Genomic DNA, 24,306 nt, shown 5'->3' with positions numbered 1-24,306 from the left:
ATCAAAAAGATCCCGCTGCTTGTTAGCTGGATCTAGAGATACCGCGAATGAATCGCGGTATGACGGTTAATTTTCTTTATTTTGCTTATAATTTCCACAAGCAGTGCAAACATAAATGAAGAATACAAATATCCTTTTGGTAATTCTATATGAAATCCATGAAGTATGAGGTACACACCGACAAGTAAAACAAATAAAATGGCGATTATTTTTAACCCTGGGTTAGATTTGATTAACTGGGCGGTATAACTTGATAAAAACAGCATTGCTAGCATGGAAAATGTAAATGCTGTAGCAATTATTACCATGTTATAAGTTAGTGCTATAGCAGTTAATATCGAATCAACCGAAAAAACTAAATCTATTAATATAATTTGTAGCACAACTAAAAAAAATTTTGATTTAACGTTTGCTTTCTTTTTATTTTTCTTACATACAAAGATGTCATCCCGTAACTCCATAGAGCTCTTAACAATAAGGAATAATCCCCCTGCGATCATAAGTAAATCCCTTGCTGATGCAGTGTGAAATATAGGTTTTTGCATTGATAATATAGATGATGTAAAAAATAGTATTACAAAACGCATTAATAGTGCTAATCCAAGGCCCATAAGGCGCACTCTTTCTCTCAGCGCATTTGGTACCTTATCTATTGCTAGAGAAATAAAGATTAAATTGTCTACACTAAGTATAGTTTCAAGTAGTGTAAGTGTCAGTAAAGTCCAAGCATCAGTTAGCATTTTTGTTTCAAATTCGGTTCTTCTTACTCTACAATAGATGTGTAAAAATTAAGTGACTTCACTCAGAAGTTTTATAGCAGTTCTCCAGAAAAACAGGATATATAAAGTTCAGCAGCTTCTTCTATTTTCGTTTTTGAGCAAAATCAATAATAAGAGAGTTTCTTATTTTCATGCACGCAAATAAGATAAAGCCTTATTTTCATTTTTGACTTTATTTGAAAATAATATATACTATAAAAATAGTGTGCTCGGTTGAATGAATGTATATTAAAGGATCACCATCAGGCAAAGTATTCGCTGGTTATCAGGCATTTATACCAAGCCCCTTGCCACCAAAATTTGAATGGGACAATGATTTAGTTAATAGTCTTTAAACCCTTACTTTACTATAAGGAAAGTGGTTGAAAACTTAGGTGTCGTATTTACAACAGCCCAAAGAGCAATCGTAAAGCTTGAAGATTTAGGCATCGTTTCACAAACTTCTCAAGGAAAGAGAGATCGGGTTTATTGTGCAACTGATATTTTGAATATTCTAGAAGAACCAACTAAGATTACAGAGAACTTCGATAGCACATTGTAGCTATTGTGATGAATAAATTCAGCAAACAGCAAGCTTAAAGAGTCTGATCCAATGGACATGCTGAACAAAAAGTAAGGAGCTCCTTTTGGAGGATTATATTAACTTATTAATTAATTGCTTGACTTTTAGCAGGATTTATTATATTATTTATTAATGAGTAATGCAATCAAACCAAGGAGGATAGCATGATAAATAATTTGGATTCAATAATTCTTGGAATAAAAGATGGTGAAAAGGCGATTGAAGATTTAAGGGTTGTTCTTAAAAAAAGAAAAGAAGAAGTTATTACTACACAGACATTTATAGCTCTTTCCACAGAAGTCCGGATATGATAAGATTAAGGATAGATGGCGATAAGGAGGTTGGATGCCGGCAGCATATAGTTATGATTTAAGAAAAAAAGCAATGGAAGCACTAGACGAAGGGGAAAGCAGAGAAGCAGTGGCAGCAAGATTTAAAATTGGACGAACTACTTTGTGGGAGTGGCAGCAAAGAAAAAAAGAAACAGGCGACTTTCAGTCAAAAAACTCGGTAATGGAGGTTACAATCAGAAAATTATCGACTGGAATAAGTTTATCGAATTTGCTAAAAAACACGGTAGAAAAACTCTGTCGGAAATGGCTAAACTTTGGGGCAACGTTAGTATCCAAACGATCCACCGAGCTCTCAGAAAAATTGGATTTACGCGCAAAAAAAGACATATGGATACAAGGAAAGGAACGAAGAAAAACGTGCTGAATTCTTAAAAATTATAGCAACAAAAGAACCAGAAAACTTAGTGTATATAGATGAGTCTGGGATTGATAACACGGAGGACTATCCATATGGGTATTGCCAGAAAGGACAGCGATTTTATGCCCTAAAATCTGGAAAAAAAACTCAACGAATCAGCATGGTTGCAGCCTTAAGTAGAAGAAAGATAGTTGCTCCATTAACATTTGAAGGCCACTGTAATATGGATATTTTTAATGGATGGTTTGAGCAATTTTTGGCACCGATCTTAGAACCTGGACAAACTGTCATTCTTGATAATGCTACTTTTCATAAGTCTGATAAGCTTATCAAGCTCGCTAAAGGAGTCGGTGCAGAAATTTTGTATCTGCCGCCTTATTCTCCAGATTTTAACAAAATTGAGCATCATTGGTTTGCTATAAAAAACAGAGCCAGGAAAAACATTCCTCTATTCGAATCCTTTCGTCGTGCTGTTGATTCTGCCTTCCTATGACCTATTCGGACTATTATGAGAAATGCTATAAATTCGGGCAAGAGGTTGCAGTTCAACTAAGAGAAAAAACAGATTTGGAAGAAATTCAAGGTGTGGAATTAGTTAAAGGTCAGCAGATGCACCGCAATAAAGTGGATCAACAAAACTACCCCTTTTCTTTTGTAGAAGAGATTTTCAATATGAAAACAACTGGTTCAGTGACAGATCCTATTCAATACAATAATGAAATTATAATAGGTGTTCTAAAAGAAATGCATTCATCAAATGGCAAATTAAACACGCTTGACACCGGAAAACGTGTGATGATATCGCTAAAAGAGCAATTAATTAGCTATCTGGAATCAAAGTATAAAGTCGAAGTTAATCACGCTATACTTGATGATATATAATCAAAAATCTTATAAGCTGCTTCAAACGCATCCAGTGCCCAGACACACAACTGTACGAACATTGCGATTTGAGAGCAATCTTCACTAGAAAGGATGTCATCCCAGTGCCCAGACACTGGGATCCAGGAATTTTATTAAGTTGGTAAGCATAAAAGTAGCCGTTTTATGTTAAAATACAACGTTTTAATGATTAAAAAAAGGCTGGATTCCAGTGTCAAGCACTGGAATGACACCATTTGCTGTGCAATTTACCTTCAAAAATGAATGTTCGTATAGCTGTGCGCCCGGCACTGCCCTACATTATTGGTAATTATATTATAAGGTGCAAAAGCTGTATAATTCATTTGACTTAAAACGGCTCATTGTATAAAATTGTGGCTAATATATGAATAAAGGTTAACATGGCAGTTAAAATAAGGTTGGCGAGGTTTGGCGCAAAGAAACGCCCTTTTTATAGGATAGTTGTAGCTGATTCACGAGCACCAAGAGATGGGCGTTTTATTGAGAAAATAGGACAATATGATCCAATGTTACCAAAAGACAATAAAAATCGTGTTGTGGTGAAAGCTGATAGATTAAAACATTGGCTAAGTGTAGGCGCGCAGGCAACTGAAAGAGTACTGTGGTTTATCAAAAAAGGCATAGTAACTTTAGAAACAGAACCAAAGAAAACAGAAAAGAAGAAAGTAGAGAACGAGAAAGCACAAGGGCAAGAGGCATAAGTCTCTTAAAATGCTAAATACTGATTTAACAAACAGCGATAAATTAGACGATATTGTATCTTCTGATTTGTCAGCTATGAATGACTTTGTCTTCAAAAATGTCAATGATGAAGATGCTAAGCTTGCTACTGATATTATATCTCATCTTGTTAGGTCAGGTGGAAAAAAAATAAGGCCTAAACTAGTTTTTATTATATGTAAAATGCTAAACTATTCTGGGGAGAATAGGATCAACGTTGCTGCATCGGTAGAGTTTATACACAATGCTACTTTACTTCATGATGATGTACTCGATGAAAGTGAGGCACGCCATGGAGTTAAAACAGCGAATAAGATTTGGGGAAATAAATCAAGCATTTTAGTTGGTGATCTATTGTTGACTCTAGCATTTAGATGGCTTATAGAGTGTGGAAATTTAAATATTCTCTCTATTTTATCTAAAGCATCGCATTTACTTGTGAAGGGTGAAATAAAGCAGATGACAGCACGCTTTGACCCCCACACAGTCAGGGAAAATTATTTTGATATCATTGGAGAAAAGACAGCATCTTTATTTTCTGCATGCTGTGAAGCTGCATCAACAGTATCTGGTGCAACAAATGACGAAACAGAGAGGCTAAAGAATTTTGGTTTTAATTTTGGTATGGCATTTCAAATAGTTGATGATATGCTCGATTATACTGCTAATCAAGGCACTTCTGGAAAGCAAGTCGGAAAAGACTTTTTCGAAGGTAAAGTCACCTTACCTGCTATTATAGCATACGAAAAGGGCAGTCCAGCAGAGCAAAAATTCTGGGAAAAATGCTTTTCTTCAGCTAGACACAATTTTGACCAAGCATTACACTATATTAATCACCATAATGCCATTCAGCTTTCTATGGAAAAAGCTAGACACTACATTAATATGGCACAAAATGATATTAGTACTTTTTCTGATTCTTTTTATAAAACTACTTTAATTAACTTTTTAAATGCGAGCATAGAAAGACGAATGTAGCTGGCGCTTGATATTTTCAGATTAATTGTTATATATTTATTAGATTCTTAAGGGTAATGATATGTCAGATAGCAGTAAGGAGAAAAAGAAGAAGTTTGCTGATATGGTAAGTAGGCAGAAAGGTGACGACCAACAAAGTGATAACCATAAGCAAACTGATGATTTAAATGAAGATCTCAATACATTAAAAGAACGTGCAGTTCAGCTTGAAGATCATTTACGCCGTGCTGTTGCAGATAATGAAAACGTCAAACGTATAATGCAAAAGCAAATTAGCGATGCAAGTGACTACGCAGTCACAAAACTTGCACGTGATATGATCGACTCGTGCGACAATTTAAAAAGAGTAATGGAAATTTTGAAAGACGGTGATCCTGTTCATGAGGGGATTAAAGTAGCTTATCAAAAAATTATAAATGATCTAAAAAAACATGGAATAGAGGAAGTAGATCCACTTGGTGAGCTTTTTGATAGTAATTTACACCAAGCTGTTGTGGAAAGAGAAGACAATGAAAAAAAGCCTGGCACCATTGTAGAAGTACTACAAACTGGTTATACTATCAAAAATAGGTTGCTCCGTCCTGCAATGGTTATTCTTTCTAAGAAATCTGCTGATTGTGGAAGCGATTAGCATGAGGTAAATGTATAATGACAAGTATTGTCTTTTCAGGTATCCAGCCAAGTGGCGTATTACATTTAGGTAATTATCTTGGTGCAATCAAACAGTGGATAGACTTACAGGATAAATACAAATCTCTTTTTTGTATTGTCGACCTACACGCAATCACAGCAAATAAGCTTCCCGCAAGTGAATTAAAAAGTAATATTTTCAAAACAGCAGCAGCTTATATTGCATGCGGAATAGATACAGAAAAGTCCGTTATTTTTAGTCAGTCCACAGTTAGTGGTCATGCAGAACTGGGCTGGCTGCTTGGATGCTATACACCAATTGGTTGGCTTAATCGCATGACTCAATTTAAAGATAAAGCTGGCAGCGATAAACAAAAAGCCTCTCTTGGATTATATAGTTATCCAGTACTTATGGCTGCAGATATATTGTTGTATCAAACTAAATACGTTCCTGTTGGTGATGATCAAAAACAGCATTTGGAGCTTGCACGTGATATTGCATCAGCTTTTAACAATCATTATAAGCTGGATTATTTCATCGTACCTGAAATCTTAACTTTGGATTGCACATCAAGGATAATGAGCTTAAGGGATGGCACAAGCAAGATGAGTAAATCTGATCCTTCAGAACATTCGTGCATTAACCTTGATGATACGGATGACTTAATTGTCAAAAAAATAGAAAAAGCAAAAACAGATTCAATTCTAGGCTTTGCTACTTTAAAGTGCCGACCAGAAATAAGCAATTTGATAAACATTTATTCAGTGCTTAGTAATGTAAATGCAGAAAAAGTATGTGAAGAAGTGAACAAACATGACATGAAGCACTTCAAAAAAGAGTTAGCTGATTTAATTATCAGTGTTATATCACCCATACGTGAGAAAATGAATGATCTTTTAAAAGACCAATTCCATTTACATGAAATATTAAAAAAAGGCACAAAGAAAGCAGCAGAAATTGCAACCCATAATATAAAAGAAATCAAGGATATTATTGGATTTGCTCAATATCTGTAAGGTTCCAAAGTGTGATGGTGCGAACCGTCATACCGCCGCGGTATCTCAGCCGCTAACACGTAGCGGGATGACGGTTTTTCAAATTGTCGGTAAATCTAAGTCAGTTTAGCTATAGGCAGCAATTTTCTGTATTTATTTTAAGTTGAAGAAAGCTCAAATGAAAAATCGTGTTTTGCTAAAAATCACAGAATGCAGTCTGGTTACAAAATTCTCTAATGGTCTTAAATAAAACTTCCAGTGAATGATTGTCAGACATATTGTGCTCTGCTGATTTTATTAAGTGTACTTCAACATCGGTTGACTTAATTTTTTCAGCTAAATTCAATGAAGTTTGATAAGGAACATCTTTATCATTAATGCTATGCAGCAAGCGCACAGGACAGTTTATATCTATTGTCTTTTTGTTTAAAAGAAGGTTCTTTCTGCCATCTTCGATCAAATTTTTAGTTATTTTGTATGTACAATGCTCTGAAGTAAAATCTATTACACCTTTAGAATCTAGTTCTTCTTTTTGCTTGCCTGACAATTGCTTGAATATCAAATCTTCAGTAAAATCGGGAGCAGACGATATACCAATTAGTGCTGCAATTTTTTCTGGAAATTGAAGGGCAGTGAGCAACATCAGCCATCCTCCCATACTTGAACCTATAATTATTTGTTTATCGCTAGTTAATTCACTCATTACTTTAGCACAATTTTTTTGCCAATCACTTATCGTGTAATCAATAAAATTACCACTTGAATGACCGTGACCAAAATAATCAAATAGCACAAGTGCTACGTCATTTTCTTGGCAAAATTTGTAAATAGCAGTTGCTTTAGTTCCATCCATATTGGATGCAAATCCACCGAAAAAAACTACAGAAGCTTTCTTTCCTTGTAGCTTTCGATATGCTATGTGACCATTATTTCCATCAAACAATTTACAATAATCCATACTACTTTGGCAAAGCAACCGGGCTATCACTCAATTGATGCAAATAACTAACTAGATCTGCAATTTCTTGTGGATTGGAAATACCTGCAAATGCCATACGTGTACCTTTTATATAGGCTTTTGGGTTCTTTAAAAAGGCAAATAGCTCCTCATACCCCCATTTTCCACCTCTTTCAAGCACTGCTTTTGAGTAATTGAATGAGTTACCAAGATGGGCCTTTTTATTTCCAACTATGTTCCATAAGTTTGGTCCTACTTTATTCATTCCACCTTTCTCAAAACTATGGCAGGCTATACATTTTTTTGCTGCTGATTTACCTTTCTCAAAGCTAGCATTCTGCATGAGCGCTCCAATATCAAGCGCCACTTGCTCGATTTTTTGCTGGAACTCATTGCTGCCAGCAGCTACTATCGTTTGGTGTTCAATCTTATATTCTTCTGGACTGTAAAGCATATCAACTACATTACTAACTATCATAATGATTAGCCCAGAAAGTAAAATCGATGCTGCAATCTTATTAAGCTCCATAGTTAATTTTTATTAAGTAATGTTACTTAAATTATGCGAATATTTTCGCAAATAGCAACCAATTACCTTGAAGCTCGCTAAAGATGAGAGTCTCTATAGCTGACCCAAGAAAGGTTTTCCTACGTCCATACCGCCGCGAACCGTCATACCGCGATTCATTCGCGGTATCTCAGCCGCTAACAAGAGATCCCGCTAACAAGTAGCGGGATGACGAGGTTCACTGCCATTAAGTTAAGGAAAGAATGGTTAAAAACTGAACTAAAAAGTCAGAAATAATTAAGGATTTATGACAAATACTGAAACAGAATAGAGTAAACTTTAAAGAAGATAAACTCTGAAGTGTAAATTACTTAAGAAATAGTTTGTTTAGAAGTCATTTTACAGGAGCTATGGCAATAAGCTACCCAGTTATTATCAGAAGATATGAATACTACCTCTAGTCAAAATATGTGTTTTCTAACCCTTTTTTGGTAATTGAACGAACGAAGATAAGGTACCTTATGACGATCAACTTTCCTTCCCTTTCTTACCGCCAAAGTGTTCATCAAAAATAGCTTTGATAATTGATCCATAATGCAGTCAGTATCTGATTCCGTAGCAAAAATGTCGAAAGCCAAGTTTTTGATCGCGTTAAATGAGACAGATTTGTTAATGCTCCTCTTAAGCTTATCATCGGTTAAGTCCATATTCAACGCTTCTTCTACATCTTCTGTCATAACACTTTCTAGGTTGCTAATAAAGATAGCTGACCAAAAATCCTGTTTAACAGACTCAACACTTTTTCCTGTAAAATTTTCTAGACTTAGTCTTCCTTTGAGTTTTGCAAAAAATGTCTCAACTCCCCAGCGTAAAAAATATAACTCCTTAAATCCTCCAGTTTGAAACTTTTGTTCATCCATTAATGATGTAGCTAACACTTCAATTTCACCAGATGGCAGTACCACTTTGAAGCGTTATTCCACTATTTTCTTGTTTTATCTTACGCTGAGCACATATGGTAACCTCAACACTAGATGGGCTTTTTTCTTCAAACATAGCATTCACTTCATTAAAAGATGATCTGGGACATCGAATGACATAAGCAATTTTTCTTTTTGTAAGGCTAGAAAGAAATTTATAAGGTAAATATACAAATCAGTAAGTCATTAGTATTTACAACTTTAAGCATTTCATCTGCTAAGTTAATTTCATGAGTGTTACCTCTATCTAACACTGACCTTATGGCAACATTATTTAGCACATCTTAACAAACCGCAAAGGTTGCACTTGCATAATCACCTAAATCTTTTGGTTTTTGGTTACGTATTTTTCTTGAGCCAAATTCATTTTTTATTTCAACGCTTGTTGGTAAAATGATTTTGGAGGCATCAAGAGCTAACACTCTAAAGCCAAAACAAGTTTTAAATTTTTGGTCTTGGTAGTACAAGGAAACCACACCTTCGTTAATTTCTGAAAATGCACTGTGTTTCATTTTTTTTCTTGCTTGACTAAAAGCACTAGCAGTAACGGTATAGTCTTTTTTCCTATATAAAATAAATTCGTTTAGTATTACTTGCAGCGACTTTACACTTTTTCTTAAAATTAAGATAAATATGTCAATAAAAGATAACTTCCTCTTTCTCATAAAATCTTTTGAAGATGATTTATGGGATTCTATAAATTCTAGACTTGCCAATTCATTTTGAATAAATTTTATTACTGCCTTTTTTACTCATACTACCTTTAAACTTATTGGTATACATCATTATCCCATAAAATCTATCTTTTTTCCTTAACTTAATGGCAGTGTGACGAGGTTATCGTCATGCCGCCACGAACCGTCATACCGCGATTCATTCGCGGTATCTCTTAGCCGCTAACAAGTAGCTGGATGACGATTGTCAGGGTGTAATCCCAGTGTCCCTATGATGTCATCCCAGTGCCCAGACACTGGGATCCAGGAAAGTTTGCTTGTAAGCAAGCAAACTAGCACAGAAAGTTGTAAGTTAAAAATGTGATATAAAAGAGATAAGAGGGAAAGATAACCCTACTCACTATAGGAATAGGGCTATCACGGGCGTGTGCGACCGAATGAAAGTTGGTATTACAACCGTAGCCATCAAGGTAAACTAGCCCCATCTCTCGATACGTTTGAATAGTTGCATGGGACATATGTATGCACCCGTTTACAATCTTAAATTAATTAAACTATCGAGGTTATTTATTATGATTACATCTTATCAAAATTTCATTGGCATTGATATCGGAAAATTTAAAAATGTTGCTGCAGCTTATAACCAAAGGAGCGCTATCAAGTTTGACAATGATGCTACTGGTTGGCAACAGTTGTTTCAAAAATTTTCAGATATCCTACCTAATTCTCTAGTAACTTTAGAAAACACTGGAAAATATGAGCTTGGCTTAGCACATTTTCTTGTTGATAAGAATGTTGCTGTACATCGAGCTAATACTCGTAAAGTAAAAAGTTTTATCATATCACATGGAACTTTAGCAAAGACAGATCAATCAGATGCAAGAGCCCTTGCTCAATATGGTTTTGAACGCTATAGTGCTCTATCTCTATTTGTGCCTATGTCAAAAGAACAAACCGCCTTAGTTGCACTCTGTCAACGTCGTGATGACATTACGCAAATGAGAACTCAAGAGAAATGTAGGCTTGCAGCACCTGAAAACGACTATATAAAGGAAAGTTGCCAAAAAACAATAGACTTTTTTACCAGTCAGATAAATGAGTTCAACGATGCCATACAAAGAATTATTGATAAAAATCCAGAGTTACAAAAGCGTCAAAAAATCTTGAGAACAGTGCCAGGAATAGGTCTCAAGTTATCACAAGTTTTTGTGTGTCTAATGCCAGAACTTGGCCACCTAAACAAAAAAGAAGTTGCAAGTCTTGCTGGAGTTGCTCCACATCCAAAAGAAAGCGGTAAAACTATTGGTTACCGAAGGATAACAGGTGGTAGAAGCAATGTTCGTGCAAAGCTTTTCACAGCTGCTATGGCTGCTGCAAGATCTAAATCTGCACTTGGTGCTTTTTATTCTGATCTTATTGGTAGAGGTAAAAAGAAGATGGTAGCTATAACAGCTCTAATGCGAAAAATCATAGTAATTGCCAATGCAAGACTTAAAGAAGCAATTAATATGAAATAAAAAAAAATCTGCATAGAAAATAGGTTAACGGATATGTGCGTCTACACACATTTAAAGCACATATTCGTTAACCATAAAATCTAAGCAGTGGTTGCTGTTTGATATAAATTTCTTTCTGTATAAACTAGGATCTTTGTTACCAAAATACATTTTTCAATTGAATAAAAATACAAAATTATCAACAAATGAGACTAAATTCAAAAAATTTTAAAAAACATAGTTGATGGTTACAACATTTTCGATGAGATTATATGGAAAACTGGATCCCAGTGTCAAGCACTGGGATGACAAAAAAAGGAGCACTGGAATGGCACCATTTGTTATGTTTAACAAAGTTCGTACTTAGCTTCATGTTAGCCATAAATATTTAAGAAATTTACCAAATGGAAAAAAAGGCAAAAGAAGCCCCATGGTTAACTAGTTCTGACACTGGTTTCCATCCAAAATGGTATCATTCCAGTGTCAAGCACTGGAATGATACCATTTTGGATGGAAACCAGTGTCAAGCACTGGAACGACAAAGGAGAGCAGTGTCAGCTACTTGGATGACACCTTTTTTCTACTTAGTGTGGGTTATACAAGAAGTCTATTGTATAGCTATTGCTGATCGTATATTACTTATAGCTTATCTATTCAAATTTTGACTTTATTTTTCATAATTCATTATTGACAGAAATTATTAATTGGGTTATTATTAAATTATCGTTAACAAGTGAGGCAAAGAAATGATGACATCCAATAATTCTTCATTGCTAAAAGATAGTCAGGAGCTTACTAAAACTAAGGGGACTATATGGAAACCTTTAATTGCTGTTTCATTATTATCTGTATTTAGTTTTACAGCTGGTCAATATCTTCCTTATGTTATTATAGCAGTGTCTGGTTCTGGTGCCATTGCAGCAGTTCCTTTAGCAATCTTTGCTGTTTCTGCGGTTGTTGCACTTATTTCAGTGACATATCTTGTTAAACTGGCTATTTCTAGAGATGATAATAAGAAAGAAGCAGGTCTTAATGGACAGGAATTCGGCCATACTCCATCTCAAGAACCACAAAAATTTGTGTGTAAAAATTGTACTAATCTGGAGAATAAATCAAATGTACCTACTCCTCAATCACCTATAGTAACGTTTGGAACACAACCAAATTCAAGTGCCAATATGCTACAGCCGCTGCCAACTCCTGAGCAATTCAATCAAACAAGTGGTGCATTACCTCCACCACCTCCTCCACCACCTCCTCCACCACCTCCTCCTCTGCCAACTCCTAAGCAATTGAATCAAACAAGTGGTGCATTACCTCCACCACCTCCTCCTCAAAATTCATCAACTCAACAGGGTAATGATGATTTACTTAGTAGTATAAGAAAAGTTATCGTTAATCTAAGTACGAGCAAAGAACGGCAAGAAGCACGCGATGAAAAATTAAAACAAAATAGGGAAAAACGAGAAAAGAATAGTGAAGGTAAGCAAACAGATTCCAAAAATCCTTTACTTGCAGAAATAGGAGCAGGTTTAAAATTGAAATCAGTTAATAAAAATCAACAAAGCCCTGAGAAGAGTACTCCAAAAACAAAGTGTGATAGAGATTTTATTCTTGCAAGGGGAGCAGTCATGCAATTGTCAAATAGTGAAAGTGAGAGTTCTAGTAGAGAGTCAGGTTGGTCTGATGAAGGCGAACAGGAAGAAGTAGGACCGAAACAAAAGATGCTGACAAAACACAGGAAAAAATCTATGCCTTCAAACCCCCAATCGTTCCATAAAGAAAGAAGCAAGAGTCCTGACAGTGGGAATGTATCTGGTGATGATGCAAAACCTGAACCCACATCTCCGTCACATCCTGCACCAGAGGCAGGGAAGCAACCGATACCGCCTAAGCCTGCTGGTTTACAAACGAAACCTGAAGCTCCTCCTGTAAAAGAAGAGAGTCCAGTAAGCAGTGAGATGAAAGATCCATCTACTCTTTCTGTTAAGGATCACATAAAAAAGTTTGGTGGAGAAGCGTTGCGATGCCAAAAGGAAAATGTTGTACAAAGACTATGATAACTATGAAATGGTCAGCCATGCACTTCCCTTCCTTTTCAAAATAAGTTTACCTACAGGTCTGATTGTATTAAGATTACTTAATACAATCAGATCTATTATATGCGTTTATCCAAGTATTACTTACCAACTTTAAAAGAAAAGCCTGCTCATGCTAAAATTATCTCCCATCAATATTCTTTACGTGCAGGTTTAGTAAAACAGGTAGCATCTGGCATCTATTCTTGGTTACCACTTGGTCTCTTAGTGCTTAAAAATATTGAAAACATTATCAGAGATGAAGTGAATAAATCTGGTGCAATTGAAGTGTTGATGCCTTGTGTCCAACCAGCAAATCTTTGGCGAGAATCGGGACGTTATGATGATTACGGTAAGGAAATGTTGCGTATAAAGGATAGGCATGAGGAAGATATGCTTTTTGGTCCAACGTACGAGGAGGTAGCAACTGATTTAATTAGAGATGTGGTAAAAAGTTACAAAGATTTGCCACTTTGTTTATACCAAATTCAATGGAAGTTTCGTGATGAGGTAAGACCACGTTATGGTGTTATGAGGGGCAGGGAATTTTTGATGAAGGATGCGTACAGTTTTGATGTAGATTACGAAGGTGCACTGAATTCATATAATTTGATGTACAAAACTTACATAAAAATCTTCAAACGCATGGGACTTACCCCAATTGGAGTGAGAGCTGATACGGGGCCAATTGGAGGAAATTTGAGCCACGAGTTTCATATATTGGCAAACACTGGTGAAAGCACTTTATATTACGACAACAAATTTTCTGAACTACTAGAGAGTGAAGATATTGAAAGTTTAAAGAGTATATACGCAGTTGCAGATGATATGCATGATCCTGAGACTTGCCCTATATCACAAGAGCAGTTAAATGTTAGTAAAGGTATTGAAATAGGGCATATTTTTTATTTTGGCGACAAATACTCAAAGCCTATGAAGGCAAGTGTTACTTCTCAAGATGGAAAAAATGTCAATATACATATGGGTTCTTATGGCATTGGGGTTTCAAGGCTTGTTGGTGCAATAATAGAAGCTTTTCATGATGATAAGGGAATTATCTGGCCAGAATCGGTGGCTCCTTTCAGAATTGGTTTAATCAATTTACAAACGAAAGTAACGGAGGCTGCAGATAAAATATACAAAGCTTTGAAGAGCGATGAAGTGCTTTACGATGATACGGAAGGAAGTGTAGGAGTAAAATTTTCTAGAATGGATCTGATAGGCTTGCCGTGGCAAATAATTGTCGGAAAAAAGGCAATAGATGAAAAGATAGTTGAAGTAAAAAATAGAGCAACTGGAGAGGTAAAGGAAATGCAGATTGAAGAAGCAATAAATCACTTTAGCACAAAATGATACACGGTATCGGCACTGACATAGTATATATACCAAGAGTATTGAGAATATTACAAAAATACGGGGAAAAATTTCTCAATAGAATCTACACTGAAAAGGAAATAGAGCTAAGTAGAAAGTATAATAGTCAAGAAATGCGAGCAAGGTATTTTGCTAAACGCTTTGCAGCAAAAGAAGCTTTTGTTAAAGCACGAGGTACTGGATTTAGTCAGGGCATTACAATGAAAGATATAGAAATATACAATGATGTGAGAGGCAAGCCATATCTTACCGTTAGCAAGGATTTTATCTCCAAAATTCATCTTTCTTTAAGTGACGATGGAGATTACGCTACTGCATTTGTTGTAATTTGCGTCTATAGCTCACACAGATAAAGTTTACTCTTTTGTCATCTTATGGCTTACTGTATGAACATTCATTTTTAAAGGTAAACTGCACAGCAAATGGTCAGTGCTTGACACTGTCCTCCTTTGTCATCCCAGTGCCCAGACAATGGTTTTCTGCAATCTCATCGAAAACGTTTTTCTATGCTAGTTTGCTTGCTCACAAGCAAACTTTCCTGGATCCAAGTAGTCAGGGCACTGGGATGACATCTTTGTTGTGTTTAACAAAAACAAATGTTCGTACAGTTGTGGAATGAATCGCAGTATAGCTATAGCATACACAAACGACTAGTTTGCCAAAAAAACATAGCGGTTTTTCTATGATTTTAGTATAATTCTAGCTTTACCTAAACAAAAAGATGAATTATTTAATGGACTGTGTTTTAACGTCTCTTTCCTTACCATTTTCAATTACTGAGAATTATTTATTAATTACTGCGTTGATTCCACTTTTAAGTGCGTTAGTTATTTTTTTTACTGGTAAATGGCCCGGAGTGAACAATAGTATTACTGTCACTTCTTCTGTACTTCTGTTTACGTATACGTGTCTGTGCACTTTATATTGGGTATATGGTGATCATTCTCAATTTATTCTCATGGATTTTGGTAATAATTTGCACATTAGTTTAAAGCTAGAGTCTACCGGAGTAATATTCAGTTTATTAATATCGTTTTTATGGGTGCTGACCAGTATATATGCAATATGTTATATGCAGAATAACTATGCTGATAGCAATCACTCAAGTTTTCTATGCTTTTTTTCAATATCGATTGGCTGTGCAATGTTTATTGCTTTTTCTGGAGACTTGCTCACTACATTTGTCTTTTATGAGCTTCTAACTATTAGTACATACCCTCTGGTTACTTACAACTCAACAAATGAATCAATGATTGCAGGACGCTATTACTTTGGCGTGCTATTTTTCTCTTCTTTGGTATTATTTTTTCCTGCAATAGGCCTTTTATATCATGAATTTCATACTTTAGACTTTGTAAGCGGTGGAATATTCAAATTTGATACTTCACCCATCACTTTCATTGCAGTTTGTTTTGCTATGCTGATTTACGGAATAGGAAAAGCTGCATTAATGCCAATGCATTTTTGGTTACCAAAAGCAATGGTTGCACCAACTCCTGTGAGTGCACTACTGCACGCTGTTGCTGTTGTGAAATCCGGAGTTTTCATCATCATAAAAGTTATATTATACACTTTCGGCGTCGATAATATGCAACGTTTTGTGCAGCAAAATTGGTTTGCTGGAGGGTGGCTTCCGTACGCTGCTGGATTTACTATTATTACTGCATCATTGATTGCACTAAAGCAAAAAGAATTAAAGAAATTGCTTGCTTACTCTACCATCTCTCAATTGTCGTATATTATATTATTCGCTTCAATTTTTAGTGATCTCAGCATGAGGGTTGCAATTTTTCAATTAGTTTGCCACGCATTTGCAAAAATCACTTTGTTTTTCGTTGCCGGAGCAATAATAACGAGAGCAGGTGAGAAATATATAGATAAGATTTACGGTATAGGACGCAGTATGCCAATTAGCATGACAGCATTTGCTATAGGTGCATTGTCTATGATAGGGGTGCCGCCTGCTCCGACTTTTTGGGGTAAATTTCTCATTTTTCAAGCTGTTTTCAACTCTGGCAATGTAATACTTTCTGTGTTTGTAACTCTAGTGTTAATTGTTAGTACTATACTCAACGCTCTGTACTTTTTACCGATAATTTACAACGCCTTTTTCTTAAAACCTTCTCAGAATTACTTTATTAAAAAAACACCAATTCTTCTAGTTTTACCTCCAGTTATTACTGCTATGTGCACTTTGGTTATTTTTTTTAGCTACCAAGTAATATTTTAAAATCTGTATTTATAACCATTAACAATAAATTTAAATGGTATTATACCAGCCAGAGTTGCTTTTATATTCGACAAAGTGAAGCTAATCTCCACAGTATCCTCCTTATTTTGCTCGGTTGTAAAAACTACAGTAGCATTTCCAGCAAATGTAACTAAGTCCTTGGTCGATCGATCAATAGATAATGTTATTACATTTATGTTGGCGATTTTTCTTTTAGATAAAGACAAATTACCAGCTTCATTATTCGTTTTTTCCTGAAAGCCTTGATAGATTTTATGTATAGAATTGTTTCTTATAAAATTTTCTTGGTACTTCGGTTCAACGATCTTAATGGACTCGTATATTTCAATGTATTTACTTATTAAGTACCTCGCTGTGGAAGTGTATTCATCTTCCTTTTTACTGAAACTAAGCTTATGCATTGCAGAGAACTCATCTTCTGTGTGGTTCATATACTTCACAAAATTTAAATCTTTTTTAATAGGAAATAACAGGTATATGTTTAATGTTAATAAACATAAGCATACTAGGAGAAGCGATACTATTAATGCCATCCAAGATCTTTCTGCTACACAAAACAGATACCTATGGCAGTACCATTCGACTGCTTTACTGAAATAACTTTTGTTTTTTACTGATTCAAGCAATTTATCTTCCATAACACAATACTACCAGACCTAATCGGATCATTATAATAACAATAAGCTTAGATACTCTAAAAAAAACTTTAAAATATGTCTAAATTTTCCCAAATAGGATGAATGATTATATCACCTTGTTCTGCAATGAGGTAGAATTTATCGATTTTGCTCACATCTATATTTATCATTTTTACACTGAAATTTTCAGGATCATAAGTATTACTTTCTACACTTTTGTGATAATTATAATAATGTAATTTATTTTGATCATCAAAATAACCAAATTCATCAGCAAAGGTTCCCACTTTTCTACCTTTACCACTTTTGACTAGCTCAAATAGATCAATTACATGGTTTTGGGATCCAGGCTCAATAGGCCCTTCTGCAGCAAAAAATTTAGGTGCATGACCAATGTATTCCTTAAATTTTAGATTATGAGTCTTTTTTACACTACCAAAATCCACAAATTTATATTCATCTGAAATACCAGAATATTGTGGATCATACTTTTTATATTCAAAAAACTCATTACCTAAAAAATTACAAAACGTTAATTTATAATTATCATGATCGGATTTTACGACTTTAAGGTAATGAAAATCTCCAGGAATCTTTACTTCCTCTTCCGTAATATGATTACGTACAACAAGCTCACCATTTAGCATATGATAGCCAATTTTTGGCAAAGTAGCTATATTGATTGTCTTGTTTAGCTTAAAATTTGCTTCATAAATGCCACTTAACAACTCCTTTCCTTTTTCTAGGGTTATGTCTTGATCTGAAGCTATATTCTTAATTAAGCTTAATTTTTTCTGCATGTTCAATATGGCTTTCGTCAAAACTTCTATTGATTGCCATACAGTTAATTTATTATCAGTCAAATTATATACTTCGAGTATTAAATTAACAGAATTTTATCATGAATTTATGTTAAAAGTATTATACTTTGTAAACTTATGTCATGATATTAACTACATTAGCTAAAACATGCTTTTTATCTAAGTGGAGTTGCTTTGCGGCAACGAAAAGTTCATCTATTTTTTTCCACTGACTTAGCAGAATTTCAACACCATTTACTTCTCTCTTTATGCTTTCTAAAATGAAGGCCTGAATTATATATGATGCTAGTTCTAGTTCGATTTCGCTATTAATTACTTTATTAATCATATTGGGATTCTTTAAATCATGAAGAAATTTATAAAAGCATTTGTATGCTTCATAAGCATCACTACTTATTGTATTTATTATCATTCCTGGCATTCCAGGAAATAAAGTAATCATTTCGTCAAACGTTTGATTATCAAATTTACATTGAGATGAAGCAACTTGCTTTGTTTCATCATAAGTTAATGGGAGTAAATTTAGCTGAAAGCACCTACACCGGATAGTGGTTTGTATATCATATGGCTTATGGCTAATTATAAATATCTTAGAATTTTTTGGCGGCTCTTCTAATATTTTCAATATTGCGTTTTTAGCGTTATTAGTCATTGCCTCTAAGCTATCTATTATAGCTATTTTGTGTTCTGATTGAATGGGACTTAAGTGTAGAAAGTTTTTCATTTCTCTGACTTTTTCTATTCCGATAGTATCACCTTCAACAATGTGTAAGTCCAATGCTACTTCATTATAGTTTTTTATGAGTAACCAATTAGAGAAGGATTTTGCAAGTGTTGCTTTTCCTATACCTTTTTTACCACAGATCAGCCAAGACTGAACAGATAAGTTGTTCATTATTTTTTTTTTGGCTTGGTTGTGGCCTATTACTTTTTTCATTCTTTCTCCTATAGATTTTAGTTTGAAAATGCGTTGTTTACTGTTTGTAATGAAATTGCACCTTCCCTTAAAACCTTAATCTTATCTTCGGTTAAGTCAATAATAGTAGATTCTATACCAGAAACTAGTTCGTCATCTTCAATCACTACAGATAAATGTTGCTTAATGGATTGTGGTATATCGTTTGCCTTACATACACTTTCTTTTCCTGAAATATTTGTACTAGTTGCAACTATTGGAACTTTCAGTTTGTTTAGTATTGAAATTGCAATAGGATGCTCAGGAATTCTGATACCTATACTATCTTTAAAGAATTCGTTTGGCAATATGTTGTTGTTTTTAAGTGGTAAAATATAGGTAATTGGTCCAGGAGAAAAGTGGTTTATTAAATCAATATATCTTTCCTTTACCTTTGCTATTTTTGTCAAATTGTAAATATCACTAACAAATATAGACAGTGGTTTATTTTGAGAGCGTTTCTTTATCTGATATATTTTTCCTATAGATTCATTATCTAGTGCATTACAAGCAAGAGCATACACTGTTTCTGTTGGAAAACACACTAATAAATTGTTCTGTATTGCATTTATTATTTTAGATACCATATAGCTAAAAACTTATTCATAACAACTAGATCAGTTTTGTTGCACTGTATCTTATATAGTAACTGCTAGTTTTTGTAAACGTAATGCAACGCAGCTTACCATTTGTTATGCAGATTTGCTACAACCCAAACTCTTCATTGACTTTATCAATTATTGCCTGTGGTGGATCCTCTCCCCATCCTGAATACAAAATCTCTCCATAGTCTGCAACATCTATAGAGCCAGTTCTGCTTTTTGCTAGAAACATTTCTCTTTTCTCTTTATCAACTAATACATAATGCCACGCTGATTTTCCACGATCTTTACCACGGACTAAGTATATAAGATCTGACCTACTTCTTTTTGTTGCATCAGCAAAAGATCTTTCATTGACAGTTCTGCTTTTACTTCTTATGCCGCCACTTTCAGAAAAAGCTTCCTTGGATTCGGTTTTTTTGCCTGCTAATTCAGAAATTTTTCCTTTTTCCCCTAATGCCCGTTCTTTGGTGTTTTGAGACGAATACTTACTGGAAAAACCTTCCCCTGTACCGCCAGGAGTCCTGTTTGTGAAACGCTTAGCAAATGAATTATTGTCGTTGTTTTCTGCCATAAAAATCTCCAAACTTTAGATTGTAGAATCCAAACTTTTACTACACTTTATCATATGTTAATTAAATTAATATAAATGAAAAATAATATAGTAATTATTACAGGAATTACGGCCTCAGGTAAATCAGAATTATGCGATAACCTGAGAGAAAAATATGGAAATATTAGTATAATAAATTGTGATTCAAAGCAGGTATACAAAGAAATTCCCATAATTACTGCTCAACCACTAAAGCAAGAAGAATTTTATAAATTATATGGTTATGTTTCAGCAAAAGAAAATTATTCCGTGGGTCTATGGTTAGAGGATTTAGAAAAAGAAGTTAATCACGCATTAGAAAATGCTCAAATACCTATCATCACTGGAGGAAGCGGGCTTTACATCAGCAGTTTAATCAAAGGCTTATCATCAATGCCACAAATAAGTCAGAAAGTAAGGAAAAATGTAAGCGAATTAAGGAAAAATTTAAGTAAAGAGGAGTTTTACAAATTAGTGCTAAGCAAAGATCCAAGGATTCAAGGTAAAGTATTCATGAATGACTCGCACCGCCTTTCAAGGGCACTTGAAGTTATCACTGAAACTGGCAAGTCGATTTTCGTATGGCAGAAAAATCGACAGCCTCCTTTATTCAATAATTTTAAGATATATACAATTTTGCCTAAACGTGAGGATGTATACCAAAAAATAAATTCTCGTTTTATCAAAATGATTGAAAATGGAGCAATTGATGAAGTAAAAAAGCTACTTAACATGAACCTAGCCCCACATTTGCCAGCTATGAAAGCACACGGAGTGCCAGAAATTATAAAGTACTTGAAAGGTGAGATTACTTTAGACGAAGCGATACAGATTGCTCAAACCAATACAAGACACTACGCGAAACGTCAGTATACTTGGTTTAAAAATCAATTTCCGAGTTCTAAAGTAATTGATTGTGCAAATAAGCTTACAGAGATTGAGATATCTTAATCATTATCAAGGCTAAGTCCTACCCTTATCGTGGGTAAGTGACTCTACACTGTTCACTTTCAGTTGCTTATCCAAGTCATGCTCTATTTTCAACTTAAATCCTAGCTTCTCGCAGAATTCGTAAAAATACTCCTTAATGACATCAAATAAATTTCTGCCATCAATTTTGTAATCTCTCAATTTTCGAGGAACAGTGAGCGACAATTTACCATCTTCATATGTTACATTTTTATCACCTTGAGACTTAAGTGTGAATTCTAGCGAGCTATCCAATTTACATAATTCTTCTTCCAGTTCTGCAAAAGTGCGAACTGCAATTTTTTCTTCAATTCTGATTGCCGCATGACTTGGATCACTACAATTAATATGTGTTACATGATTAGACTGAAACAATAACCCATATGTTTCAGCTAAATGAAGGATAGGTCCTCCTTTACCATACAATGCACCCACATAAGCAGCCTGGTTACAATTAGTGATTAGTTCTTCTAGAATAGAATCATTTGGAACTTCTGCTTCAGCATATTCAAATAGCTCTGTAAAAACTTGTTTTACAAATTGGCGGTACTTATTTTTGTCATTTGAAATGAGGTTGGTATGTTTATTATATAATTCATCAACAAGCTCTTTTGTTATAACTTTGTTCTGAATAACAAGTTTCATTCTTGGAAGATCTACGTACATAGTTGCACCAGAATTCGCTTCAGCATTATCTTTACCAGCCCTCAACCTGCTAAAACCAAACTTTTCTGCTTGAGCTCTTAGTGTAACTATTGGATTTTCCTTTTCTTTTGGTGTAGAGCCGTTCATCATTAATACCTTGATATAGACTGCTAATGGTATAATAATACATAAAAATGATTAATAAGTTAATAAAATACCTACTATAAGCCCTATGATAGCAAATATAGTTAGGGGTAACTTAGGCTTACCGACGATTTTAAAAACAACAAATTCGTCATTCCGTTACGTGTTAGCGGCTGAGATACCGCGAATGAATCGCGGTATAACGTTAGAGAGCTGTGCTAGCTATAGTGCATACCTGACCATAAGGTGACAAGATTTTAAAAAGGCTCTATAACAGTTTTACACATGTATGAATCTCAATGAGCAATCAGATTTTTCTAAATAGCAGGCTGGAGAATATACCTAAATTTCATTCCGCAATATTACCTAAACTTTGTGGTGGGGACAAGGTGGTGGATCTGCTGTTTTATAAGCCACTTAGTTATGTGGATAGAAGCAAGTTACTATCTGATGCTCGAGTTGGAGAACTTACAACTTTCATGGCAAAAGTTTATGAACATCAGCCGCCTACTTTTAGAGGTAGACCATATAAAATAGTCGTTGAAAGTGAGAGTCAGTATATGTTCATAGTCTTTTTTAATTACTCAGTTAAGTATTTATATAAACTATTTCCAACTGGAGCTTCTGTAATCATCAGTGGCAAGCTCGAAAAGTTTGCTGAACATTGGCAAATTACTCATCCAGATTACGTGTCGCTTGACATCAACCAATTTAAAGAAATAGCTTGCATAGAGCCAGTTTACCAATTATGCCGTGGCATTACCAATAAGCGCATTGGGAACATAATAAGCTCTAATCTAAAGGAATTGCCTGATTTACCAGAGTGGATAGATGATACATTAATCAAGCAAAAAAAATGGTTAAGTTGGAGGGAAAGCATCATAAAGTTGCACAGACCAAGCTCATTGGTGGAAGCTGAGGTTTGTAGAAAAAGGCTTGCTTATGATGAATTGTTTGCGTATCAGCTAGCGCTGAAACTTGCAAGAAAAAATCATGTGAAAGAAAGGGGAAGAGAATTTATAATATTGAGTAAATACAAAGAGCAAGTTTTAAATGAATTGTCGTTTCAATTAACAAATGATCAAACTCGTGCAATAGATGAGATCTCAGAGAGACAAAAATCCAAGTATCGCATGATAAGCTTGCTGCAAGGTGATGTTGGTAGTGGCAAAACCGTAGTTGCACTTTTTGCGATGATAAATGTGGTAGAAAACAACATGCAGGCAGCTCTAATGGCACCGACTACTATCTTGGCGGAGCAACATTATAATTGGATTGAGGAAGTTTTATCCTGTACCGATATAAAAGTTGCGCTGCTTACTGGTAAAACTTCGCGCAAGGAAAGAAAGATTATCATGAACGAACTTGCAAGTGGTGTTTTAAATATAGTGATTGGCACTCATGCACTATTTCAAGCTAACGTTACATTTAAAAATTTAGGGCTTGCAGTCATAGACGAACAACAGCGATTTGGAGTGATGCAGAGAAATCGCTTGGTAGGAAAAGGAGAAAATGCCGATATACTTTTTGTTACTGCAACCCCAATCCCAAGAACCTTGCAGCAAGCTATGTATGGTGATGTTGAATGTTCAATTTTGAAAGAAAAACCAAAATCCAGATTGCCAATAAAAACTGTAACTATGAACATTAGTAGGGTGCCAGATGTTATTGAAAAGCTAAAAGGTGCTATAAACAGGGGCGAAAAAGCATATTGGATTTGTCCATATATAGAAGAAAACGAAGAGACCAATATTGCTGCAGCAGAGATGCGTTTTCAGGAATTACAAAAAACATTTCTTGATAAAGTCGGGATAATACACGGAAAATTGACTCAGGAGCAGAAAGATCAAGTTATGTTTTCCTTCAAAAGGAATGAATTTTCTCTGCTTGTTGCAACCACTGTGATAGAAGTTGGTATAGATGTGCCAGATGCAACCATCATGATTATAGAAAATGCAGAGCAATTTGGGTTATCACAATTGCATCAGTTAAGAGGCAGAGTAGGGCGAGGAAACAAGCCATCTTTTTGTGTATTATTATACGATAATTTAAGTAAAAGCTCATCTTCAAAGTTAAAGATCATGTGTGAGTCACAAGATGGATTTTACATTGCTGAAAGGGATATGATGCTAAGAGGCAGTGGAGATATTTTAGGCACAAAACAATCAGGATGTATGGAATTTAAATTTGCTGATTTATATCAGGACAAAGAGCTGCTCAATCTCGCGTATAATAACGCAAAAGGCGCAATGGCTGATTTTGAATTACTGCTTGATATATTTGAATATAGGAGTAGATTACATTTTTCAAAATTTCAGTAGGAAAACCAGGTAGCCCACAGA

The 24,306-nt window shown here is 34.8% G+C and carries 24 protein-coding genes and 3 pseudogenes; 17 read left to right on the top strand and 10 right to left on the bottom strand.

From position 1 onward, the window contains the following. Window positions 1–32 precede the first annotated feature (32 nt). On the bottom strand, window positions 33–740 hold the full coding sequence (locus ABWU67_RS02080; protein ID WP_010082284.1) for a TerC family protein: 708 nt from the start codon (window positions 738–740) through the stop codon (window positions 33–35). Between the two features lie 397 nt (window positions 741–1,137). On the opposite strand from ABWU67_RS02080, the gene ABWU67_RS02075 reads away from it, so the two are divergent. From ABWU67_RS02075 to trpS, 8 genes and pseudogenes are all read left to right on the top strand, one after another. Further along, entirely contained in the window at window positions 1,138–1,320 is a 183-nt protein-coding gene (locus ABWU67_RS02075; protein WP_006279522.1) for a hypothetical protein, read from the top strand. A gap of 185 nt (window positions 1,321–1,505) precedes the next feature. Continuing rightward, window positions 1,506–1,652, top strand: a complete 147-nt coding sequence (locus ABWU67_RS02070; protein ID WP_353282124.1) for a hypothetical protein — start codon at window positions 1,506–1,508, stop codon at window positions 1,650–1,652. Between the two features lie 34 nt (window positions 1,653–1,686). Continuing rightward, a pseudogene (locus ABWU67_RS02065) lies at window positions 1,687–2,545 on the top strand (IS630 family transposase). Between the two features lie 17 nt (window positions 2,546–2,562). Further along, window positions 2,563–2,934: pseudogene (locus ABWU67_RS02060) on the top strand (peptidylprolyl isomerase); the annotation flags it as partial. Between the two features lie 401 nt (window positions 2,935–3,335). Beyond that, window positions 3,336–3,656 (top strand): 30S ribosomal protein S16, encoded by a 321-nt coding sequence (gene rpsP / locus ABWU67_RS02055; RefSeq protein WP_006279266.1) that lies wholly within the window; start codon window positions 3,336–3,338, stop codon window positions 3,654–3,656. 10 nt (window positions 3,657–3,666) lie between these two features. After that, entirely contained in the window at window positions 3,667–4,653 is a 987-nt protein-coding gene (locus ABWU67_RS02050; protein ID WP_010962840.1) for a polyprenyl synthetase family protein, read from the top strand. Window positions 4,654–4,714: 61 nt separating this feature from the next. Beyond that, window positions 4,715–5,284, top strand: a complete 570-nt coding sequence (locus tag ABWU67_RS02045; RefSeq protein WP_012673267.1) for a nucleotide exchange factor GrpE — start codon at window positions 4,715–4,717, stop codon at window positions 5,282–5,284. 17 nt (window positions 5,285–5,301) lie between these two features. Further along, complete coding sequence (gene trpS / locus ABWU67_RS02040) at window positions 5,302–6,300, top strand: tryptophan--tRNA ligase (RefSeq protein WP_353282123.1); 999 nt, start codon at window positions 5,302–5,304, stop codon at window positions 6,298–6,300. A gap of 175 nt (window positions 6,301–6,475) precedes the next feature. On the opposite strand, the gene ABWU67_RS02035 is transcribed toward trpS, so the two are convergent. The 3 genes and pseudogenes from ABWU67_RS02035 to ABWU67_RS02025 all read right to left on the bottom strand — a co-directional run bounded on the left by ABWU67_RS02035 (window position 6,476) and on the right by ABWU67_RS02025 (window position 9,462). Further along, the gene (locus tag ABWU67_RS02035; RefSeq protein ID WP_012673268.1) at window positions 6,476–7,237 is read right to left on the bottom strand and encodes an alpha/beta hydrolase; all 762 of its coding nucleotides are present in this window, start codon (window positions 7,235–7,237) and stop codon (window positions 6,476–6,478) included. 1 nt (window position 7,238) lies between these two features. Beyond that, entirely contained in the window at window positions 7,239–7,766 is a 528-nt protein-coding gene (locus ABWU67_RS02030; protein WP_010082469.1) for a c-type cytochrome, read from the bottom strand. 440 nt (window positions 7,767–8,206) lie between these two features. Then, window positions 8,207–9,462 (bottom strand): annotated as a pseudogene (locus ABWU67_RS02025) (IS4 family transposase). Between the two features lie 509 nt (window positions 9,463–9,971). Between ABWU67_RS02025 and ABWU67_RS02020 the strand changes: the two are divergent. The 7 genes from ABWU67_RS02020 (at window position 9,972) to ABWU67_RS01990 (ending at window position 16,577) form a co-directional block, all read left to right on the top strand. Next, entirely contained in the window at window positions 9,972–10,916 is a 945-nt protein-coding gene (locus tag ABWU67_RS02020; RefSeq protein ID WP_265022222.1) for an IS110 family transposase, read from the top strand. 383 nt (window positions 10,917–11,299) lie between these two features. Further along, window positions 11,300–11,560 (top strand): hypothetical protein, encoded by a 261-nt coding sequence (locus ABWU67_RS02015; protein WP_353282122.1) that lies wholly within the window; start codon window positions 11,300–11,302, stop codon window positions 11,558–11,560. 81 nt (window positions 11,561–11,641) lie between these two features. Then, complete coding sequence (locus ABWU67_RS02010; RefSeq protein WP_353282121.1) at window positions 11,642–12,955, top strand: hypothetical protein; 1,314 nt, start codon at window positions 11,642–11,644, stop codon at window positions 12,953–12,955. Window positions 12,956–13,057: 102 nt separating this feature from the next. Next, window positions 13,058–14,326 carry a proline--tRNA ligase gene (proS, locus tag ABWU67_RS02005; protein WP_353282120.1) on the top strand — a complete coding sequence of 423 codons (1,269 nt, stop codon included), beginning with the start codon at window positions 13,058–13,060 and terminating at the stop codon, window positions 14,324–14,326. Further along, entirely contained in the window at window positions 14,323–14,700 is a 378-nt protein-coding gene (locus ABWU67_RS02000; protein WP_341820479.1) for a holo-[acyl-carrier-protein] synthase, read from the top strand. The genes proS and ABWU67_RS02000 overlap by 4 nt, the downstream gene beginning before the upstream one ends. Before the next feature lie 80 nt (window positions 14,701–14,780). Next, on the top strand, window positions 14,781–14,966 hold the full coding sequence (locus ABWU67_RS01995) for a hypothetical protein (protein ID WP_353282119.1): 186 nt from the start codon (window positions 14,781–14,783) through the stop codon (window positions 14,964–14,966). Between the two features lie 114 nt (window positions 14,967–15,080). After that, on the top strand, window positions 15,081–16,577 hold the full coding sequence (locus ABWU67_RS01990; RefSeq protein WP_341822192.1) for a proton-conducting transporter membrane subunit: 1,497 nt from the start codon (window positions 15,081–15,083) through the stop codon (window positions 16,575–16,577). On the opposite strand, the gene ABWU67_RS01985 is transcribed toward ABWU67_RS01990, so the two are convergent. The 5 genes from ABWU67_RS01985 to ABWU67_RS01965 form a co-directional block, all read right to left on the bottom strand. Then, complete coding sequence (locus ABWU67_RS01985; RefSeq protein ID WP_010082435.1) at window positions 16,574–17,236, bottom strand: hypothetical protein; 663 nt, start codon at window positions 17,234–17,236, stop codon at window positions 16,574–16,576. The two genes, ABWU67_RS01990 and ABWU67_RS01985, sit on opposite strands and share 4 nt — an antisense overlap. 68 nt (window positions 17,237–17,304) lie before the next feature. Continuing rightward, window positions 17,305–18,099, bottom strand: a complete 795-nt coding sequence (locus ABWU67_RS01980; protein WP_022626354.1) for a hypothetical protein — start codon at window positions 18,097–18,099, stop codon at window positions 17,305–17,307. A 73-nt stretch (window positions 18,100–18,172) separates the two neighbouring features. Beyond that, window positions 18,173–18,994 carry an AAA family ATPase gene (locus ABWU67_RS01975; RefSeq protein WP_038199127.1) on the bottom strand — a complete coding sequence of 274 codons (822 nt, stop codon included), beginning with the start codon at window positions 18,992–18,994 and terminating at the stop codon, window positions 18,173–18,175. 17 nt (window positions 18,995–19,011) lie between these two features. Beyond that, on the bottom strand, window positions 19,012–19,599 hold the full coding sequence (locus ABWU67_RS01970; RefSeq protein ID WP_006280292.1) for an L-threonylcarbamoyladenylate synthase: 588 nt from the start codon (window positions 19,597–19,599) through the stop codon (window positions 19,012–19,014). 118 nt (window positions 19,600–19,717) lie between these two features. Beyond that, a complete protein-coding gene (locus ABWU67_RS01965) occupies window positions 19,718–20,188 on the bottom strand; it encodes a hypothetical protein (protein ID WP_353282118.1) in 471 nt (156 codons plus the stop codon). Between the two features lie 75 nt (window positions 20,189–20,263). Here ABWU67_RS01965 and miaA point away from each other — a divergent pair, with 75 nt between their 5' ends. Continuing rightward, window positions 20,264–21,157: a tRNA (adenosine(37)-N6)-dimethylallyltransferase MiaA gene (gene miaA, locus ABWU67_RS01960; protein ID WP_264329657.1), complete on the top strand. Its 894-nt coding sequence runs from the start codon at window positions 20,264–20,266 to the stop codon at window positions 21,155–21,157. 12 nt (window positions 21,158–21,169) lie between these two features. On the opposite strand, the gene ABWU67_RS01955 is transcribed toward miaA, so the two are convergent. Beyond that, the gene (locus tag ABWU67_RS01955; protein ID WP_341822193.1) at window positions 21,170–21,967 is read right to left on the bottom strand and encodes a hypothetical protein; all 798 of its coding nucleotides are present in this window, start codon (window positions 21,965–21,967) and stop codon (window positions 21,170–21,172) included. 296 nt (window positions 21,968–22,263) lie between these two features. On the opposite strand from ABWU67_RS01955, the gene recG reads away from it, so the two are divergent. After that, window positions 22,264–24,285 carry an ATP-dependent DNA helicase RecG gene (gene recG / locus ABWU67_RS01950; protein ID WP_341821823.1) on the top strand — a complete coding sequence of 674 codons (2,022 nt, stop codon included), beginning with the start codon at window positions 22,264–22,266 and terminating at the stop codon, window positions 24,283–24,285. Window positions 24,286–24,306 lie beyond the last annotated feature (21 nt).

The organism is Wolbachia endosymbiont (group A) of Aleiodes leptofemur (assembly GCF_964028465.1).
Taxonomy (GTDB): domain Bacteria; phylum Pseudomonadota; class Alphaproteobacteria; order Rickettsiales; family Anaplasmataceae; genus Wolbachia; species Wolbachia pipientis.
The sequence above is the reverse complement of the archived record's forward strand: the minus strand, read 5'-3'. Positions and strand labels throughout refer to the sequence as shown.